The 20,259-nt window shown below is 44.6% G+C and carries 15 protein-coding genes and 4 tRNA genes; 12 read left to right on the top strand and 7 right to left on the bottom strand.

The annotated features are described in order from the left end of the window. Positions 1-43 precede the first annotated feature (43 nt). The 3 genes from AB6E52_RS01270 to yeiP all read right to left on the bottom strand — a co-directional run bounded on the left by AB6E52_RS01270 (position 44) and on the right by yeiP (position 1,583). Positions 44-526: an RNA methyltransferase gene (locus tag AB6E52_RS01270; RefSeq protein WP_017061495.1), complete on the bottom strand. Its 483-nt coding sequence runs from the start codon at positions 524-526 to the stop codon at positions 44-46. 147 nt (positions 527-673) lie between these two features. Continuing rightward, positions 674-1,003: an HI1450 family dsDNA-mimic protein gene (locus AB6E52_RS01275; protein WP_004741258.1), complete on the bottom strand. Its 330-nt coding sequence runs from the start codon at positions 1,001-1,003 to the stop codon at positions 674-676. Positions 1,004-1,013: 10 nt separating this feature from the next. Further along, positions 1,014-1,583 carry an elongation factor P-like protein YeiP gene (gene yeiP, locus AB6E52_RS01280; RefSeq protein ID WP_017055115.1) on the bottom strand — a complete coding sequence of 190 codons (570 nt, stop codon included), beginning with the start codon at positions 1,581-1,583 and terminating at the stop codon, positions 1,014-1,016. 137 nt (positions 1,584-1,720) lie between these two features. Here yeiP and AB6E52_RS01285 point away from each other — a divergent pair, with 137 nt between their 5' ends. After that, the gene (locus AB6E52_RS01285) at positions 1,721-2,488 is read left to right on the top strand and encodes a nucleotidyltransferase (protein ID WP_050620851.1); all 768 of its coding nucleotides are present in this window, start codon (positions 1,721-1,723) and stop codon (positions 2,486-2,488) included. Positions 2,489-2,581: 93 nt separating this feature from the next. On the opposite strand, the gene AB6E52_RS01290 is transcribed toward AB6E52_RS01285, so the two are convergent. Next, the gene (locus AB6E52_RS01290) at positions 2,582-4,945 is read right to left on the bottom strand and encodes a DNA polymerase II (protein WP_102320477.1); all 2,364 of its coding nucleotides are present in this window, start codon (positions 4,943-4,945) and stop codon (positions 2,582-2,584) included. Between the two features lie 426 nt (positions 4,946-5,371). Here AB6E52_RS01290 and uvrY point away from each other — a divergent pair, with 426 nt between their 5' ends. The 10 genes from uvrY (at position 5,372) to nspC (ending at position 16,015) form a co-directional block, all read left to right on the top strand. Then, positions 5,372-6,016 (top strand): UvrY/SirA/GacA family response regulator transcription factor, encoded by a 645-nt coding sequence (gene uvrY, locus AB6E52_RS01295; protein ID WP_004729778.1) that lies wholly within the window; start codon positions 5,372-5,374, stop codon positions 6,014-6,016. Between the two features lie 15 nt (positions 6,017-6,031). Then, the gene (uvrC, locus tag AB6E52_RS01300) at positions 6,032-7,864 is read left to right on the top strand and encodes an excinuclease ABC subunit UvrC (protein WP_102320478.1); all 1,833 of its coding nucleotides are present in this window, start codon (positions 6,032-6,034) and stop codon (positions 7,862-7,864) included. A gap of 46 nt (positions 7,865-7,910) precedes the next feature. Then, positions 7,911-8,468 carry a CDP-diacylglycerol--glycerol-3-phosphate 3-phosphatidyltransferase gene (gene pgsA / locus AB6E52_RS01305; protein ID WP_017061490.1) on the top strand — a complete coding sequence of 186 codons (558 nt, stop codon included), beginning with the start codon at positions 7,911-7,913 and terminating at the stop codon, positions 8,466-8,468. A 266-nt stretch (positions 8,469-8,734) separates the two neighbouring features. Continuing rightward, positions 8,735-8,808, top strand: a tRNA-Cys gene (locus tag AB6E52_RS01310). A 36-nt stretch (positions 8,809-8,844) separates the two neighbouring features. Further along, positions 8,845-8,920: transfer RNA gene (locus AB6E52_RS01315), tRNA-Gly, on the top strand. 80 nt (positions 8,921-9,000) lie between these two features. Continuing rightward, positions 9,001-9,087: transfer RNA gene (locus tag AB6E52_RS01320), tRNA-Leu, on the top strand. Between the two features lie 32 nt (positions 9,088-9,119). Then, positions 9,120-9,195, top strand: a tRNA-Gly gene (locus AB6E52_RS01325). Between the two features lie 1,279 nt (positions 9,196-10,474). Next, positions 10,475-13,414, top strand: coding sequence for a pyridoxal phosphate-dependent class III aminotransferase (locus AB6E52_RS01330; protein ID WP_198594317.1), 2,940 nt, complete (start codon positions 10,475-10,477; stop codon positions 13,412-13,414). A gap of 8 nt (positions 13,415-13,422) precedes the next feature. Further along, the gene (locus AB6E52_RS01335) at positions 13,423-14,676 is read left to right on the top strand and encodes a carboxynorspermidine synthase (RefSeq protein WP_017061002.1); all 1,254 of its coding nucleotides are present in this window, start codon (positions 13,423-13,425) and stop codon (positions 14,674-14,676) included. Positions 14,677-14,875: 199 nt separating this feature from the next. After that, positions 14,876-16,015: a carboxynorspermidine decarboxylase gene (gene nspC / locus AB6E52_RS01340; protein ID WP_017063550.1), complete on the top strand. Its 1,140-nt coding sequence runs from the start codon at positions 14,876-14,878 to the stop codon at positions 16,013-16,015. 86 nt (positions 16,016-16,101) lie between these two features. On the opposite strand, the gene AB6E52_RS01345 is transcribed toward nspC, so the two are convergent. Next, on the bottom strand, positions 16,102-16,614 hold the full coding sequence (locus AB6E52_RS01345) for a glycine cleavage system protein R (protein WP_017061000.1): 513 nt from the start codon (positions 16,612-16,614) through the stop codon (positions 16,102-16,104). Positions 16,615-16,881: 267 nt separating this feature from the next. Then, positions 16,882-17,790 (bottom strand): DUF3943 domain-containing protein, encoded by a 909-nt coding sequence (locus AB6E52_RS01350; protein WP_017069173.1) that lies wholly within the window; start codon positions 17,788-17,790, stop codon positions 16,882-16,884. 210 nt (positions 17,791-18,000) lie between these two features. Here AB6E52_RS01350 and AB6E52_RS01355 point away from each other — a divergent pair, with 210 nt between their 5' ends. Next, positions 18,001-19,239 carry a CinA family nicotinamide mononucleotide deamidase-related protein gene (locus AB6E52_RS01355; RefSeq protein ID WP_102320479.1) on the top strand — a complete coding sequence of 413 codons (1,239 nt, stop codon included), beginning with the start codon at positions 18,001-18,003 and terminating at the stop codon, positions 19,237-19,239. Positions 19,240-19,413: 174 nt separating this feature from the next. Here AB6E52_RS01355 and AB6E52_RS01360 read toward each other — a convergent pair whose 3' ends face one another. Beyond that, the gene (locus AB6E52_RS01360; RefSeq protein ID WP_017060997.1) at positions 19,414-20,259 is read right to left on the bottom strand and encodes a DmsC/YnfH family molybdoenzyme membrane anchor subunit; all 846 of its coding nucleotides are present in this window, start codon (positions 20,257-20,259) and stop codon (positions 19,414-19,416) included.

Genomic DNA, 20,259 nt, shown 5'->3' on the forward strand with positions numbered 1-20,259 from the left:
CGTATCTCGTATCTCGTATCTCGTATCTCGTATCTCGTTTCTTTTACTTATGATTCGAAAAGTTATCGCCTTTCGCCAGTCGGTCGTAAAGCACAACATTCACTGATGCCGCTAGATTCATACAGCCGTTGGTCGGAACGTAAATCGTCTCACGACAGAAATCTGTGATTTCTTTCTTTAGCGTGCCATCTTCTGGGCCAAAAATGTAAAACGCACGTGGTGGGTGCTTGTAATCAGGTAGAGGCTTAGCACCTTCAATCAGATCAACAGCAACCGGCACGCAGCCTACTGGAATAATATCTTTCAGCTCTTCAACACCAATCAAAGGCAGGGCTAAGTGCTTTTCTTTGGTATCGGTATGGAATTTTCGCGCATGGTCGTAGCGTGTGCCAGTGTAAAACACAGAGTTGGCGCCGTAGCAGCCAGCTGCTCGCATCACTGAGCCTACGTTTTCTGGCGTCTTTGGGTTAACTAGGCCAATGCAGGCATAGCCTTTTGATTGTGTGTCTGTTTTTGCTTTGGTCATAATCAGTGAATCTAACGTTGATGATGAAAGTGATGAATCACGATGGAAAATAGCGTGATAAAAATAGCCGAGCAATGGGCTCGGCTAACTTTTAACTCGCTTACATGAATACTTGTTTACTCATGTAGATGAGCGTCAACAGCGGTATTAGTCGCGTTTCCACAGCATGTGACAGAACTTATGTTCTGGATCACGGCTGATTAACATGCGAGCAAATACGTCGTCTAGAACGTCATCAGCTTCATTCACAAGACCAATGCGCACTTCAGCGTAGATCTCTTTGTCGACTTCAAAGCCAACATGTTCAACCCAATCATCGCCAGTTTCAACAAGCTCTGCTGCGCCACGATCTTCAAACTGAGCAGTGAAAAGAATCACGTCTGCAGGCTCTAGGTTGTCAGGTGCCATCTCTAGGAAGATGTCGTATGCAGTGTCAATTGCGTCGTCATAAGACATTAGGTCGTTAGCTTCGGTCATAATAAGTATCTTAGCTTGCGCGGTTCATGTATTTACGTTCAGCAGTGTTTACTACTACTTTGTCGCCAGTCGCGATGTATTCAGGTACTTGAATAGTAAGACCTGTAGAAAGACGAGCAGGTTTAGTACGAGCAGACGCTGATGCACCTTTGATTGAAGGATCAGTCTCTTCGATAACTAGTTCAACAGATGTTGGTAGCTCAAGCGTTGCAGCGTTGCCGTCGATAAGGATCGCGTACATGCCTTGAGTTTCTTCGTTGATGAACAGTAGTTCGTCTTCGATAGTCTCACCGTTGAAGATGAATTGTGTGTAATCTTCGTTGTCCATGAAGATGTACTCGTTGCCATCAACGTAAGAGAACATTACTGCACGCTTAGTTACGTCAATAGTTTCAACAATTTCGTCAGCCTTGTGGCGAACTTCAGTTTTAACGCCAGTTGCTACATCGTTACCACGGAAGCGGTAAATCTTTTGGCCGCCACGGCCGCCTGGTGTTGTTACTTCGATATCTTTAACGATCACTGTTTTGCTTTCTACTGTGATAGCAAAACCTTTTTTAATTTCACTTGCTCTAGGCATTTTGTGTTTGTCCTTAGTGGGTCTATCCGCTGATTATATCTCGGAGATGCTATAAATAGGAATAGCTTGAATCATAAAGTCACCTAGGCGATCATAGAGTTATAGTTAAATCATTATTTTATTTACCGAAACGACCTATGCAGCTACCCGTTATTGACCCAACACAGCCTTTTCAACCTGAATTTCAACCTGTGGTTAACGATCTGATTACCTTTTTAAAAGGTGGGTTAGGATCTAATCTGCACAGTATTTATATTTATGGCAGTGTGGCTCGTAAGCAAGCCGTCGTTGGTCGCTCCAATCTAGATGTGGTTGTGGTGACCCATCGACCGTTTCCTGACCAACGAACCACTTTGTTGAACACCATCAAATGGCGTTTCCAAAAGAGCTTCCCGCAGGTAACTCAAGTGGCGATAAAAACTACCTTAGTGAGTGAGATAGTCGATTTCGACAATATCTTCACTTGGGGTTTTATGCTCAAGCATTTAGCCGTGTGTGTGCATGGTGAAGACTTATCAGACTGCTATGGTGATTTTGAAACAAGTTGGGAAATCGCTAAGCACTGGAATATGGATGCGGAAAACTGGTTGGCGGTGTATCGCAACAAGATCGCACGAGCGACAACGCCAGAACAACAAGTCGCTGCGCAGGTGATTATTGCCAAGAAGCTTCTACGGGCGAGTTACTCACTGGTGATGTACCGCGATAAATATTGGTACGATGATCCTGTTGAATGTGGCCAACAGTTCTTGAAGTATCACCCAGATCGAGAAGTCGAAATCCAAAGGTTGGGCATTTTACTTTCTGGTCGACCAATCCCTAAACGTTCGGTGATCGGTATTCTTGATGGCTTTGGTGAGTGGTTGATTAAGCAGTATCAGAAAACCGAGTTCAGAATCGGATAGAGATTTATAACCGATCCATTGATACTAAAAAGCAGAGTGTGCTGAAGAACATATCTCTGCTTTTTTCGTTTTAAGAGCATATTGAATATAGTGCTAGAACAAACCCAACTGCTGCCCAGTAACTCTTTCAAAGTCTAAACCGATGAAGGGCAGTATTGCCTCTGCGACCGGTTTAATCTGCTTGTCGATATAGTGCTGATAATCGATACCACTCTTTAAATACTCCTTGGGCTCAGGGCCACTCAGAGTAATCAAATACTCAATGCGTCCTTTATTTTGGTATTGAAGAGGGCGCCCTAACTGAGCATTGATCTCATCGGCCATACGAGCTGCGCGAACCTGCGGCGGAATGTTCTTTTGGTATTCATGTAATTTGCGGCGTAAGCGCTTTTGATACACCAATAAATCATCATGTTTGCCAGCAGAGGTTTCATCAACAAACTGTCTGACGTAGTCGGTTGGATCTTGATCGTGAAACACCATCTCATACAAGGTTTGTTGGAATTGCTGTGCGAGAGGTGTCCAATCGGTGCGTGCACTCTCAAGCCCTTTAAATATGATCTTTTCTTTATCGCCTTGAGTGATTAATCCGGCATAACGTTTCTTCGAACCGGTTTCTGAACCTCTAATGGTCGGCATTAGAAACTTGCGATAGTGAGTCTCGTATTCCAATTCGAGTATTGAGGTTAGGTTGTGGGTCTCTTTTAAGTGATTCGTCCACCAATCGTTGATGTAAGCGACCAGTGTGTTCCCGATCTCGTCTGCTTTTTGCTGATCATAACTGCCGTTCAGAGACACGAAGGTTGAATCGGTATCGCCGTAAATCACTTGATAGCCTTTGTCTTCGATCAGAACCTTGGTTTGCTTCATGATCTCATGTCCACGCATGGTAATTGAAGACGCTAACCGGGTATCGAAGAAACGACAACCAGACGAACCTAACACACCATAGAATGAGTTCATGATGATCTTAATCGCCTGAGAGAACGCTTTCTCGTTGTTCTTCTTCGCCACATCACGTGCAGCCCAAAGGTTTTCGATCATCTCGGGCAAGAAGTGTTTAGAGCGGTGGAATTGCCCACCTCGAAAGCCATCAACGGCTTGGTTTTCTGCTGGGCCTAGTTCAAGCTTCAACCCTTCAATTAGTCCCATAGGGTCAATCAGAAACGAGCGAATGATCGATGGATACAGGCTCTTAAAATCGAGTACCAAAACCGAGTCGTACAGATTGGGAATTGAATCCATCACATAACCGCCGGGGCTCGCAATCCAATTCTCTGGCTCTAAGTTCGGTGCGACATAACCCGCTCTGTGGATTTGAGGCAGATATAAGTTAGTAAAGGCCGCAACAGAGCCACCAACGCGATCCAGCTCAACACCGGTTAATCGAGAGCGCTCAATCGCGAAGTCGAGTAGGTGAGTGTGCTCGAAGATGCTGTTTACCAGTACGCAGTCTTGAAGGTTGTACTTAGCGAGTGAGGGTTTATCGAACTTAAACATTCGGTTTATCTCATCCATACGGTCATGAACGTTATGGATGTCTTTGCCTTCCCCAAGCAGCTCTTGCGATACCGACTCAAGAGACCAAGAACGGAAGTGGTAGGTCGCTGTCTTGAGCATATCAATACCATCCAAGACAACGCGTCCCGGAATCGTGATAAAACCTTGCTGATTTTGAGCAGAACTGCGGAAAAAGCTCGGTTGGTTGTCTCTGCCGATGTTGAGCTTCACTTCGTTCCATTCTGAACGTTTGTGCAGCAGCCTAAAATCGAAGTCGATAACATTCCAGCCAATGATGATGTCAGGATCAAATTCAGAGAACCAAGCTATCATGGCTTCAAGTAGCGCTTTCTCGTTGGCAACCCATTGGATATTGGTTTCAGCTTGTTGTGCTTCACCGACCATGATTACTTGGCTGTCCATCGGGCTGTCTAGGCCAATTGAATAAAGCACGCCTTTTTCCGAACACTCAATATCAAGCGAGACCACAGATAGACTGGGTAAGTAATCACCTGCTCGGCATTTTGCGTTTGAGACTCGACGATGCTGATTTTTTTGCACAGCAGATCCGGTGAACTCAATACTTCCCTTGATAAAACGTTCCATCAAGAATCGATCGGCGAGTCGAATATCGCTTTCAAAGGTTTGGATTTCTTCGTTGTGAAAGGCTTGCGCTAAACCAAAGCTGCTTCTCGACAGTGAGGTGTAACACGCGGCGAGAGGTGTTTGCTCGAATGTGGCTAATTCTAGAGGCTTAAATTGGCAATCGATCGACTCTTTCGCTGCGATTGCCTGACATGCCTCAACGTCAGATTGAGCGACAAAAAATACCGGTTTTTCATTTTGAATCGTCAGCAGAGTAGGGCCTTGAGGGGTGCTTAACCACAAGTCGATTTGTGTGCGCCCTGAAAAATCTCTTGCTTGTCTTGTGAGTACAAAGCCTTGCTGAATATCCAATGTAGTAACCTATTGAAATGGGGAATCGAATACTACCATCTAGCGACCCTCTGCGCACAAAAGGCAGTAAAAATACTAACTAAATTCTAGTTAGTAGAGGCAAATAACGGGACTCTATAAGCAAATAAGTGAAATTGTCGCGAATGGTTATTCAATGGTATTGAAAATATCTTTATCTTATGTAATTTTATTGGGTGTTGTTTTAACTGGTTGATTTTTAGAAAAAGCTTGTTGTTTTAGTTAGCTTATTTGTTAATAAGTACTTGCTAAAGTTCGTGTTTCAGCACATATTCAACAGAGCTTTTTTTTAGTAATTAAGTTAAGATGTACTCAATGCTGCGATCCACTGTTCCTTTGTTCAATTGTTTCAAACAGGTGAAATGACACAGTGGTTGCAGAGCCAATTAATAGTGTGGAGATACAAGTTTGATAAATGTTTTCCTTGTAGATGATCACGAGCTGGTTCGCACAGGGATACGACGTATTATTGAAGACGTCCGTGGAATGAACGTAGCAGGGGAAGCTGAAAGCGGTGAAGATGCTGCAAAATGGTGTCGTACTAACAATACTGACGTTATTTTGATGGATATGAATATGCCTGGTATTGGTGGCTTAGAAGCAACCAAGAAGATCTTGCGTTTCAACCCTGATGTTAAAATCATCGTTTTAACTGTTCATACGGAAAATCCGTTTCCAACTAAAGTGATGCAAGCTGGAGCTGCTGGTTACCTTACTAAAGGGGCAGGTCCGGATGAAATGGTAAATGCAATTCGAGTGGTTAATAGTGGCCAACGATACATTTCACCAGAAATTGCGCAGCAGATGGCTTTGAGCCAATTCTCGCCTGCGTCTGAAAATCCATTCGCAGACTTATCTGAACGTGAACTTCAAATCATGATGATGATTACCAAAGGTCAGAAAGTGACGGATATTTCAGAACAACTCAATCTAAGTCCTAAAACAGTCAACAGTTACCGCTACCGCTTGTTCAGTAAGCTGGATATCAGTGGCGATGTAGAGCTGACGCATTTAGCGATTAGACATGGAATGTTAGACACTGAGACCCTTTAACACTGAGATCGTATAGTGACCAACTTGTTTGACTCAGTCTCATTCCTCAAGACAGTAACAGAGCAGCCCGGCGTTTATCGAATGTATAACGCCGAGGCTGCCGTTATTTACGTCGGTAAAGCTAAGAACCTCAAAAAACGCCTTTCCAGTTATTTCCGTAAAAAAGTCGACAGTGAAAAAACACGCGCTCTAGTTAGTAATATTGACAAGATCGATGTCACTGTAACGCACACGGAAACAGAAGCGCTCATTCTTGAGCACAACTACATCAAGCAGTACTTGCCTAAATACAACGTACTTTTGCGTGATGATAAGTCGTACCCTTATATTTTTATTAGCGGTCACAAGCATCCTCGTTTGTCGATGCACCGTGGTGCTAAGAAGAAAAAGGGCGAATACTTTGGTCCTTACCCTGATTCCGGCGCTGTGCGTGAGACGCTACACCTAATCCAAAAGATTTTCCCTGCCCGCCAGTGTGAAGATACGGTTTATGCCAATAGAACGCGCCCGTGTTTGATGTATCAGATTGGTCGTTGTGCTGCGCCATGTGTTAGCTCAATCATCTCTGATGAAGAGTACAGTGAACTTATCGACTACGTTCGTCTGTTCCTGCAAGGGAAAGACAAATTAGTCCTTGAGACGCTCATCGACAAAATGGACAAGGCAAGCCGTGAGCTTCGTTTTGAACAAGCTGCCGCTTTCCGTGATCAAATCCAAGCGATTCGACGTGTGCAAGAACAACAATACGTATCTGACGATTCAATGGAAGATATGGACGTGTTGGGATTTGCTCAAGAGAATGGCGTAGCGTGTATTCATATCTTGATGATTCGCCAAGGCAAGGTTTTAGGCAGTAGAAGCCATTTCCCTAAAATTCCCAACAATACGGTGCGAGAAGAGGTCTTTTCGAGCTTTTTAAGCCAATACTATCTTGCGCATAGTGAAGCGAGAACCATCCCAACCCGTTTGATTCTCAATGCCGATTTGATGGAAGATGTCACACCGATTCAAGAAGCCTTGTGTGAAGTAGCGGGTCGTAAGATTCACTTCAATACCAACCCTTCAGGTACTCGAGGTCGTTACCTTAAATTGTCTAATACCAATGCATTGACGGCTATTACCACCAAGATTAATCACAAGATGACGATTAATCAGCGCTTCAAAGAGCTCCAACAAGTGCTGTCGATGGATGCTATCAAGCGCATGGAATGTTTTGATATCAGTCATACCATGGGTGAAAGCACGATTGCGTCGTGTGTGGTGTTCAATCAAGAAGGCCCGGTTAAACCAGAGTACCGTCGTTACAACATCACCGGCATTACAGGTGGCGATGATTATGCAGCGATGGCTCAGGCGCTTGAGAGACGTTATTCGAAGCAACTCGATGTCGACAAGATCCCAGACATCATCTTTATCGATGGTGGTAAAGGTCAGCTAAACCGCGCTCATGAGATCATTTCTCAATATTGGGGTGATTGGCCGTTTAGACCAAGAATGATGGGTATTGCGAAAGGCGTGACGCGTAAACCGGGTTTAGAAACTTTGGTAACCCTTGAAGGTGAAGAGTTTAATTTACCTAGCGATGCACCAGCGCTGCATCTTATCCAGCACATTCGTGATGAGAGCCATAATCATGCGATTGCAGGGCACAGGGCGAAACGTGGTAAAACGCGCAGAACCAGTGCTTTGGAAGGAATTGAAGGGGTAGGACCTAAACGTCGTCAAGTTTTGCTGAAATATATGGGTGGCTTACAAGAACTTAAGCGTGCAACTGTCGAAGAAATAGCCAAAGTGCCGGGCATTAGTCATTCTTTGGCAGAAAACATTTATCAAGCATTGAAACAATAGTAAAAATCCCGCACCATTAAAGCGCAATTAATAAGAGCCCAATAATATGCGTTTGAATATACCTAACATTTTGTCCTTACTGAGACTATTTTTGATCCCAGTATTCGTTGTCGTTTTCTATCTACCTTATCAATGGGCTCCTTTCGCTGCTGCGATGGTGTTTTGGGTAGCCGGTTTCACTGATTGGCTAGATGGCATGCTAGCTCGTAAGTTAGGGCAAACGTCTCGCTTCGGTGCCTTCATTGACCCTGTGGCTGACAAAGTGTTGGTCGCTACGGCTCTTATCCTGATTACAGAGCATTACCACTCTATTTGGATAACTATTCCAGCCGTGACCATGATTGCTCGTGAGATCATCATTTCAGCGCTTCGTGAATGGATGGCTGAAATCGGTAAACGCGCAAGTGTTGCGGTATCTTGGGTTGGTAAAGTAAAAACGGTTTCTCAGATGTTCGCCCTTTGGGTACTTATCTGGCGCTATGACGATTGGATGGTGTGGGTAGGTTACATTGCACTGTATGTCGCCACCGTTCTTACTTACTGGTCAATGGCACAATACTTGATGGCTGCCAAAGACGATTTGTTAGACGAAAAACATCATTGATGAAGAAGCGAGCTGAGGCTCGCTTTTTTGATCTTTAACCTAAGGTTAAGTTATCAATAGTGGATATCTAATGTGATATAGATCTCCTTTGAATAACCCGCTCACAGTGTGTTTTGAACATAAAGTCAGCTATTTGGCCTGTTTCGTATGAAATCTATTCAAACGAATTAAAAATACAAAAATAATATTGACTCAATCGTCTGAATCCGTAGAATGCATCCCGTACCCAAGAGGATGGCAATGAGCGATTCGATTGGAGTTACTAAGGCGCCTTGGCAGAGTGGCTATGCAGCGGATTGCAAATCCGTGGACCTCGGTTCGACTCCGGGAGGCGCCTCCATTCTCTCTTTCTTCTAGAAAGAATTTGAATGAAAATGCGATACTAGCTCAGTTGGTAGAGCGCAACCTTGCCAAGGTTGAGGTCATCGGTTCGAACCCGATGTATCGCTCCAAATTTTGTAATGTTGATTGGCGTCAGCGTTAAGATGGTGTTTTACTTTTCAGTAATCGGCATCGCAATAAAGAATTGCGTGCCCTGGTGGTGGAATTGGTAGACACAAGGGATTTAAAATCCCTCGGCGTTCGCGCTGTGCCGGTTCAAGTCCGGCCCGGGGCACCATCTATTAAAGTCTTTATCTCGATAAAGCAAATGCGATACTAGCTCAGTTGGTAGAGCGCAACCTTGCCAAGGTTGAGGTCATCGGTTCGAACCCGATGTATCGCTCCAAATTAAGAAGCCCGAACAGAAATGTTCGGGCTTTTTGGTTTCTGACGTTTAGCTTTTACGTTTAAGAACTCTTCTTGTTCGAATCCGCACTCAACATTCATTTCTATCTCTGTTTCAAATTTTGCAATCAAGTTAGTTTTTAAAAGCGAGATTCCCTATGAACTCGTTCCTCGTGCTAGGGAATGACGGAAAGACGGTATGACCTCAAAGTCTCTCTAGTAACGTTTATAAATCCACGTCGTCATCCTCGGGCGTGAGGAACGAGCGAACCGGGGAGCTCTTGCCGCTTGCTGATTAACTTCAGTTTAATCTATTGCATCAGATAGTTTCTGAATAAAACAATACATCGACATGTTGTAAGGGACTCCCAATGAACTCATTCTTCAGGCTAAGGAATGACGGAAAGGCGCCACAGCCTCAAAGCCATCACTAACACCGCCTGTACACCCACGTCGTCATCCTCGGGTGTGAGGAACGAATGAACCGGGGATCTCTTGCCGCTTGCTGATTAACTTCAGTTTAATCTATTGCATCAGATAGTTTCTTGAATAAAGCAATACAATGACATGTTGTAAGGGGTTCTCTATGAATTCATACCTCGCTCTAGGGAGTGACGCCATGACCTAAAAGCTTCTCTAGCAACGTTTATAACCCCACGTCGTCATCCTCGGGTATGAGGAACGAATGAACCGGGGATCTCTTTTCCAAACGATAGTGTGACGATATTTACAGCAATTGCTTAGCCACCGCTGCTATTTATCAAGCTATTACTAAAAACTATTGATCGTTCATTTCACTTTATGTTACTTTCCCGCGCAATCTCGGAATGAAAATGTTCAAGAAGAGCAACGATTGCTTCTGGGGGATACGCGTAGTGACCATTCTTGCTGATTGGGACATTACGTAGGGTAGGTATTGGCTAGTCCTTTAGCTGATAGACGGGATACTTATGGCGCAGTTCGTCATGTTAATGGGAAACCCAACATTGAACACACTAATTACAACATTGCTAATCAGCTCTGCATTTCCAAAGGGACCAGCTCCTCATAGCTGCCCGATCCTGCAAAAATGTCCAATTCTTCAAAACAGTAGCATTACTGAACCTTGAGCTCACGCTAACAATTTATCGCTGTCTTAAGACGGCTTAATTTCGTATTCGTCATTTGACTTATGCGAGCGTACAGCTATATCTCATTTCTAGACAATACGTGTACTTCACTATGAACTCTCTCCAAATTTAACGAGAGTTGGTGGGTAATTGCGTCTGATGGAGGTGAGTATGAACACATTCAAGGGGACTTTTATGACTACCGCCTTTGAAGTCGATATCAATACTATCGCAAATTCATTTTCAACTATGGTTCCTATCTTAGAGGGAACGTACGACCTAACACCTGACGCTATTTTGCTAGAGCAAGAACAGCATGAGTCGGATGTTCGCTCTTACCCAAGACGCCTGCCTATTGCTATTAAACGAGCATGTGGCGCTTTAGTTGAAGATACTCGTGGCCAACTCTTTCTCGATTGCTTAGCCGGTGCAGGTACACTTTCTCTGGGTTACAACCACCCTGAGATTAACCAAGCACTTAAAGACCAACTCGATTCTGGTTTGCCATACCAAACACTTGATATCACGACTCAAGCAAAAGAGACGTTTATCAAGCGAGTTAAAGCTTTTCTTCCTCAAGACTTTTCAAATAACTCGGTTCTTCAATTCTGTGGCCCATCTGGCGCTGACGCTGTGGAAGCGGCGATCAAGCTCGCCAAGCAAACCACAGGTCGCAACACCATGTTTGCTTTCCGTGGTGCTTACCATGGTATGACGAACGGCACCATGGGTATGATGGGTAACCTCGGCACTAAAGAGCGTCGTAGCGGCTTGATGTCTGATGTGCACTTCATGCCTTTCCCATACAACCTACGCTGCCCGTTTGGTATTGGTGGTGAAGCGGGTGCTAACGCGAGCATTCGTTACATCGAACGTATGTTGAATGATGACGAGTCTGGCATCATGAAACCGGCGGCGATGATCGTTGAGCCTGTGCAAGGTGAGGGCGGTGTGATTCCTGCTCCAGCATCTTGGTTACAAGGCCTACGTCGCATCTGTGATGAGCACGGCATCCTACTGATTTTTGATGAGATTCAGTGTGGTGTGGGCAAAACTGGCCATCGATTTGCGTTTGAAGAGTCTGGTGTTAATCCAGATATCTTATGTTTATCTAAAGCGATTGGTGGCGGACTGCCTATGTCGCTGCTTGTGTTCGATAAGAGCATTGATACATGGAAAGCGGGTGAGCACACCGGTACATTCCGTGGTAACCAATTAGCAATGGTCTCTGGCGCTAAGGCGTTGGAGATCATCGAACGAGATGGCTTAGTTGAGCACGCGAACATCGCAGGCCAATATTTACGTCACGGGCTTGAGAAGATTCAATCACGCGTTAGCTGTATTGCTGAAGTTCGTGGTAAAGGCCTGATGCTCGGTGCTGAGATCAAACAACCAAATGGTGAGCTTAACAAGTTTGGCGAACCACAATCAGACGGCGAACTAACCCTAGCGATTCAACGAGCAGCGTTAGAGCGTGGCTTGATGGTTGAAAAGGGTGGTCGTGATGGCTCGGTAATTCGTTTCCTTCCGCCAATGATTATCTCTTTTGAGCAGATTGACTTTGCACTCCGCGTAATGGAAGAAGCGATCATCGCAGCTGGTGGTGGCTTACAACAAGACCCAACTTCAAGCGAACAAGCAAACCAAGAATGGAACAAGCATTTCATCCATACAGGTTTAGGCGGTAGCGACGAATTTGCTAACGTGATGAACCAAACCACTCAAGCGATGAAAGCGGTTTTTGAACAGGTTGAAACCCCTTATTCGGGTTTAGATCCAAAAGTGCTAGAAGCAGCTATCAATGCTGTCGACCTTGATAACAATCAACACGCTTTGGTTGATGTTGTAGATAGTACTGCAGACCTTGTCGCTGCAAACTCCATCTTCGTGCAACACCCAGATTGCATTGCACACCTTCACACTCCGCCTCTTATGGCTTCGGTAGCAGCTGAATCGATTATCGCGGCGTTGAATCAATCAATGGATTCATGGGACCAAGCATCGGCTGCGACTTATGTTGAGCAGCGTGTGGTGGATTGGATGTGCGAAAAATACCAACTTGGCGCACAAGCTGACGGTGTTTTCACTAGCGGAGGCACGCAAAGTAACCTAATGGGTTTATTGCTTGCGAGAGACTGGGTTGCGGATAAGCACAATGGTCATTCTATCCAAAAGCTTGGCTTACCAGAATACGCGAGCAAACTGCGTATCTTATGTTCAAAGAAATCTCACTTCACGGTTCAAAAGTCAGCCTCTCTACTAGGGCTAGGCGAAGCGGCAGTGTGCTGTGTTGATACCAATGCAAACGGCACTATCAAGCCTGACTTGCTAGACGCAGAAGTGAAAGCGCTTAAAGCACAAGGGTTGATTCCTTTTGCTGTTGTCGGTACGGCGGGTACAACCGATCACGGTGCTATCGACGACCTTGATGCGATTGCAGACCTCGCAAGCCAACAAGGCCTTTGGTTCCATGTCGACAGTGCTTACGGTGGCGCGCTTATCTTGAGTAGCCACAAGGCTCGCTTACAAGGCATCGAAAAAGCGGACTCTGTGAGTGTCGATTTCCACAAATTGTTCTATCAAACAATCAGCTGCGGCGCGGTATTGTTGAAAGACAAAGCGAACTTTAAGTACCTTCTACATCACGCAGATTACCTAAACCGCGAACACGATGAACTGCCAAATCTAGTCGATAAGTCTATTGCGACCACCAAGCGTTTCGATGCATTGAAAGTCTTCATGACGATGCAAAGCGTTGGACCAAAGCAGTTGGGTGATATGTACGACCATCTTCTTGAGCAAACGCTAGAAGTGGCAGACCTGATTCAAAACCAAGCTGACTTAGAGCTACTCGCAGAGCCGTCACTATCAACAGTGCTGTTCCGATCTAAGCCGTCAGCAAACGGCGAGCTAGATTTAGACAAATTGAATCAAATGCTAAGACTGGAAGCGCTGACTCGTGGTGTTGCAGTACTCGGTGAAACGGTCGTGGATGGTAAGAGTGCGCTTAAATTCACTATCTTGAATCCGTGCCTAAAGACATCAGATTTCAAATCTCTAATTAACAAAATTCAAACTCTAGCCACTGAGCTAGCAGAACAACAAGGGTAATTAATACTATGGCTATTCTACAAATTGGTGCAGGCGGCGTTGGTTGGGTTGTTGCACACAAAGCAGCACAAAATAACGAAGTACTGGGTGATATCACAATCGCTTCTCGCACAATCGCGAAGTGTGAAAAAATCATCGAATCTATCAAGGGCAAAAACAACCTTAAAGATTCAACTAAGAAACTAGAAGCACGTTCAGTAGACGCTGATGATGTTGATGCGCTTGTTGCTTTGATTAAAGAAGTTCAGCCGGATCTAGTGATCAACGCTGGTCCTCCTTGGGTAAACATGGCAATCATGGAAGCATGTTACCAATCTAAAGTTTCTTATTTAGATACATCGGTAGCGGTTGACCTATGTTCTGAAGGCCAACAAGTACCACAAGCTTACGATTGGCAGTGGGGCTACCGTGAGAAGTTCGCTGAAGCAGGCATCACAGGTATTCTTGGTGCTGGTTTCGATCCAGGTGTGGTATCAATCTTTGCTGCATACGCGGTTAAGCACTTGTTCGATGAGATTGACTCAATTGATGTAATGGATGTGAATGCTGGTGACCACGGCAAGAAGTTTGCGACAAACTTTGACCCAGAAACCAACATGCTTGAGATCCAAGGCGATTCTTTCTACTGGGAAAATGAAGAGTGGAAACAAGTACCTTGTCACTCTCGTATGCTTGAGTTTGAATTCCCGAACTGTGGTTCTCACAAAGTTTACTCAATGGCGCACGATGAAGTTCGTTCAATGAAAGAGTTCATCCCAGCTAAGCGTATCGAATTTTGGATGGGCTTTGGTGATGCATACTTGAACTACTTCAACTGCATGCGTGATATCGGTCTTCTTAGCCCAGATCCGCTAACACTGCACGATGGTACTGTGGTTCAGCCTCTGCATGTTCTTAAAGCACTACTACCGGATCCAACATCTCTAGCTCCGGGTTACACTGGTTTAACGTGTATCGGTACTTGGGTTCAAGGTAAGAAAGATGGTAAAGAGCGTAGCGTATTCATCTACAATAACGCAGACCACGAAGTGGCTTACGAAGACGTAGAGCACCAAGCGATCTCTTACACAACTGGTGTTCCAGCGATTACCGCTGCACTTCAGTTCTTCCGTGGCGAATGGGCTGATAAAGGCGTGTTCAACATGGAACAGTTAAATCCAGATCCGTTCCTAGCAACTATGCCGGAAATTGGTCTAGATTGGCATGTTCAAGAGCTTGAAGCAGGCCAAGGTCTTCCAGTGATTCATGAGCTGAAAAAATAAGAACTGATTTCTTGTTTTGATTGCTAATTAAAGGGGACATGGATTGTTCCCTTTTCGATGATGATAGCCTTGAAGCTTTGGTATCATTTATTTTGATTTTGTAACTCACTGCGCTCGGACAGGACAAAATCAAAATAAATCACACCAAAATTGTTAATTTACCTTTCCATCTATAGATGCTGCTTGAGTGTTTACAAAAATGACGTTTAAGAAAGAAGAACTAAAAACCCCATATTTCATGATCAACGAAGACAAGTTGATTGCGAACTTAGAAAAAGCCAAGCAACTGAAAGAGATTTCAGGTGTGAAATTGGTACTTGCGCTTAAGTGCTTCTCGACTTGGGGCGTGTTTGACATCATCAAACCGTACCTAGACGGTACTACTAGTTCTGGCCCTTATGAAGTGAAATTAGGTCACGAAACTTTTGGCGGTGAAACTCATGCTTACAGTGTGGGCTACAGTGAAGATGACGTGAGAGAGGTTGCTGACATCTGCGACAAGATGATCTTCAACTCTCAAAGCCAACTTGCTGCTTACCGTCATATTGTTGAAGGTAAAGCTTCACTGGGTTTACGTTTAAATCCGGGCGTGAGCTACGCAGGGCAAGACTTGGCGAATCCAGCACGTCAATTCTCGCGTTTGGGCGTGCAAGCTGACCACATCAAACCAGAAATTTTCGATGAGATTAATGGTGTGATGTTCCACATGAACTGTGAGAACAAAGACGTCGATGCGTTTATCGGCCTGCTTGATTCAATCTCAGAACAGTTTGGTGAGCACTTAGATAAGTTGGACTGGGTGAGCATGGGCGGAGGTGTGTTCTTCACATGGCCTGGCTATGACATCGAAAAACTCGGTCTTGCGCTGAAAGCCTTCTCTGAAAAGCACGGTGTGCAGATGTATCTTGAGCCGGGTGAAGCGATCATCACTAAAACAACCGACCTAGTTGTGACAGTGGTCGATATTGTTGAGAACGTGAAGAAAACAGCGATTGTGGATTCAGCGACTGAGGCGCACCGCCTTGACACGCTTATCTACAATGAGCCCGCATCAGTATTGGAAGCATCAGAAACAGGCAGCCATGACTACGTGATTGGTTCGTGTTCATGTCTTGCGGGCGATCAGTTCTGCGAAGCGAGCTTTGATGAGCCACTTAAGATTGGTCAAAAGCTGCATCTGTTAGACAGCGCGGGTTACACAATGGTGAAATTGAACTGGTTCAATGGCCTTAAAATGCCTTCAATCTACTGTGAACGTAGCAGTGGTGAAGTTCAGAAGCTAAATGAATTCGGCTATGAAGACTTCAAACGCTCATTATCACAATGGTCAGTTAAGTAACTGAATCACAAGTTCAGAGCAATACAAAGAGCAGCTAATGAGCTGCTCTTTTTTGTTCTTTAATTTTGTTCTTTAATTTTGTTTATTTAGCTTTCAATCATCACACGAGTATCTTCACTGAGCGTTTCGAGTTCATTAACTACGTCGTCGATCTGTACTTCGATTGGCAGCTTAACGGCGATTTTTGATGTGAATAGACTTGAGCTAACACCGCCGCCACCAGCGATAAAGACGCGGTGACAATCCATATCGAGAATACTGATTCCTTGTCTATCCAATACATGAGTCACTTCGTTGACGATACCTGCTCGGTCGTTAGAGTCGAGTCTCAAGTGATGGACCGTGTCTTGAACATTGTGTGTATGATCGGAATCGACAAACTGCACGATGAGATCTGGATTGGCGCTGAACGCTTCTTTTACAATCGATTCGTTGATGGCTGGAAGTTGAACCTTTAGTACGCCTGCGACTTGGTCTTCAATAAAGTTCACTTTACTGATGAGCCATTTGCCGTCGTTTTCGTGAGTAACCGCAGCAAGCTGTTTGATTGTTGCTGGTGATGCTTTTCCGATAAAGTTTACGATAAATGTACTGTTCATATCAGCCCCCAAGGTTTCAATTATTCTTTGCTAATTAAATGTTTGATATCACGCGATAAAGTTCTTTAATTTCAGTGTAGAAGGTTACATCGAACAATGTTTGACCTAGGTCAATTTTTGAAACTAAGCTTCGATGCAAAAAAAGAGAATGAAGAGTAGGGCACAAAAAAAGCGGCTAGAGAGCCGCTTTTTAGAAGAGTTGTCACTGTGATTGATGATTCAGCAACTTATACTCAATAACTTATATTGAGTAGTACTAGAGACGAATTAGAACGTTACTTTGAAGTTCATACCAACAAACTGAGAGTCGTATGGTGCGCCAGCATCGTAAGCAAAACGTGCAGCGTCTTGGTTATCCCACCAAGGGTTAGTATTCAGGTTAACTTCTGCATCACCGCCCCATGCGTCACTTACCCAGTAGTGAATGTGTCCAACAGGGTTAAGGAAGAATAGCGACACATCACCCATGGTTTGAGAGCCCATCACTTCGCCACCTGAAGCAATGATATCCTGCTCTGCTTCTAGCATCATTTCACCGACAACCGCACCGAAGAAAGGTGTGATGAAGAGATCTTGCCATGAAGGTACTTCTGCAAACGCTTCTACGCCGTATTCCCAGAAGAACGTCGACATAGTCCAAGAGTATAAGAATGACTCAAACTCGTCGTAACCTGCGTGTCGAGCTGCGGTGTAGTAAACACCACCGAAATATGGGTGCATTACGTAGTTTAGGAAGTGTTCGTCACGGTCCCATGTTGGACCAGCAGAAACGTTATCTTTCCACTTTTTACCTAATGAGCTGATATCACGTTGGTCATCATCCCACTTAGTAATACTTTCAGGGAGCAGAGTCATTAGACCCACTGTCGCGACACTCAAGCCAAGAATGGTGTAGGTTTGACCCATTAGGTAATCCCAATCTTTCTCCTGACTCACCAACATGTGTTTTGGTTGTTGGATTGAGAAGTCGTACTCATCACTCGATTCGCTCAGTGCGTAATTGGTACTAGGCTTGTAGGTGTACAAGTTGTCATTAAAACAGTAATCTTGAGCACATTCATCCGAGTAAGAAAGGTTGATTGGCTGGTCGAAGTCGTATTGGCTTGCAACCGAGTTAACTGACATTAGCATTGAAAATGCGGCAGTAACCTTTGCTAGTAACGGTGATTTGGCCACAAGGGTCTCCATGAGAAAGTTTGGAATTGATCAGGATCACAATTATCTATTAAATGCCTGATTTAGGGAACTAATAATTTATAACTTTTCCTAAGAAAACCTTAGGTTTAACATTATTAATATTAGTGAAAAGGCGAATTGCTCCAAATTCAACCATAGACCAGTTTGTAAATAATGCAGTGTCTTTTTATGACAACAAGGGATAGAAATATGACGAAAATCGCAATGTTAAGCACAGGTGAAGAAGTTCTTCATGGAGACATTGTAGATACAAACGCAGCTTGGATGTCTGCTGAGTTTTATCAGCATGGTTTTGCGCTTGCTAAGCGCTCAACTGTGGGTGATCAAATGAATGCTCTTGTTGAAGAACTGTTGATGCTGAGCTTTAACTATGATGTGGTTATCGTTAATGGTGGTTTAGGCCCGACAACCGATGATATGAGTGCTGCCGCCGCTGCAGCTGCTTCCGAGCAGAAACTCGTCATGTTCCCTGAATGGCTTGCTCGTATGGAAGAGATGTTCTCTGGACGTGGCATGCCAATGCCAGACAGCAACCTTAAACAAGCTTTGTTACCTGCGAGTTCAGAGATTGTCGATAACCCTGTGGGGACGGCTTGTGGCTTCAAACTGAAAATTAACGATGCGACTTTCTATTTCACGCCGGGTGTACCAAGTGAATTCAAGCGCATGGTGACGTTTGAGATTCTTCCTGACTTGTCGTGTACCTACCCTCAAGTGGTTGCCTCTGAATGCAGTCGACTGTTTACGTTTGGTTTGTCTGAGTCCGGTATCTCTGATGTTTTGGATCAACTAAAGCTGCCAGAAGGTTATGAACTTGGTTATCGCTCTTATCTGCCGTTCATTGAGGTCAAACTGTTTGGTCCTAAGGCAGACTTAGAAACTCGCGTTAAGCTTCTGCAGATGGTTTACAAGCTGCTCGAGAGTAATGTCGTTAGTGTTGATGAGCCGATGATTGACCATATTGGACACATCATGGCGGAAAAAAAGAAGACGTTATCTGTGTCTGAAGTGTCGACCAAAGGTTCACTGTCAGCGTGGCTGCAATTGAATGAGCAGATAGAAGATTGCTTCGGACACTCATGGGTGATGGCTGAGTCAAAAGAGAGCGAACTTGAAAAGAGCGATCCATTAGCCGCGACCTTTGCGCTGGCTGGAGCAACAAGAGATAAGTGCGGAACTGAATTGGCTTTGGTGACTGGTAAGCTGGAAGGCAACACATTCAGCGTTGCATTGTCGACTGAAGCAGGCGAGTGGGGGCAGGTACTTGAGTTTTATCGTCAGTACTCGCGTGAAGACCAACGCAACGTGATTAAGACCGTTGCCGCCGATATGCTGAGAAGGCATTTAGATAACAAACCGATGTTTGGTACTTATTCTTCGGTTAAGCGATTAAAAGACATGTTTATTCCAGCGGCTATCATTAAGTAGCTATGTAAGCTAACGATGTAAGCGAACTCGCTAAGTCTGTATTAAAAACGCTAGAAAAAACGAAATAAAAAGGCCCAACATCTAAATAGGTGTTGGGCCTTTTGTTTATCTAGCCTTCTAGATAACCAAACAAGCAGCGATGTTTACACGCAACTCATGTCTGTAAGAACTCGATTACAAACCGCTTGTCATATGTAGGCTGTAGAACAAACCACGGCCGATTAACTCTGAAGCCAAGAACAATACTAGTGCTAAGCCAAGGTTAACTGGGTTCACTTTTGCTTTGTTCAGCATAGGTAGAATCCAAATCAACAAGCTTGCCATTAGCAGTGCCACTTGAAGAATCACATAGCTACCTAAACCATCGACTAACTCAGACGCTTTTGCCGCTGAAGTTTGGATGTCTCCGATTAGGTTCAGTTTTCCTACTGTCACAAGCAAGCTGATAGCAACAGCGATAACAGCCAACATGGTGATGTTACGGTCAACCGTAAAGCGGCTGTCGTTTGCGAATACAATCACGAACTGAGATAACAGCAAGCCACCCACAACCATCGTCATGATGAAGCTCAGTGGTGTGTAGATGTTGTCCCACGTCGGTACTGTGTTGATCATGTATACGTTGATCATCGCGTACATGAAGATAACACCCAGTACCATCGCGCCAACCATCAGTGCTTTCTGGATAGCAACGCCACCTTTCTTGACTACCGACAGTAACCATTGCAGGCCACCGACAGCGAAGAATGCCGCACCGAAGAACACTTCGTTAGACAACCAAGCCGAACCTAGCTGATTAAAAGCGTTAAACGCGCGCAGTGGAGAGCCAAGGTGCGTTGTCGAGAACATGAAGCCAAGACCCATCAGTACCCATAGGATAAACATTGGAACCTTGTAGCTGTTCAGTTTCTCTTCGTCATGACCAAGTACCAGTGCACGTGCGCCAATCAGTAAGTAACCACCAACCGCAGTTTGCGCCAGCACCGTAAAGAAGATTAAAGACCACTCATGAAAAATCAT

Origin of the sequence: Vibrio sp. 10N.247.311.13 (assembly GCF_041467595.1) — a bacterium.
Classification (GTDB): domain Bacteria; phylum Pseudomonadota; class Gammaproteobacteria; order Enterobacterales; family Vibrionaceae; genus Vibrio; species Vibrio crassostreae_C.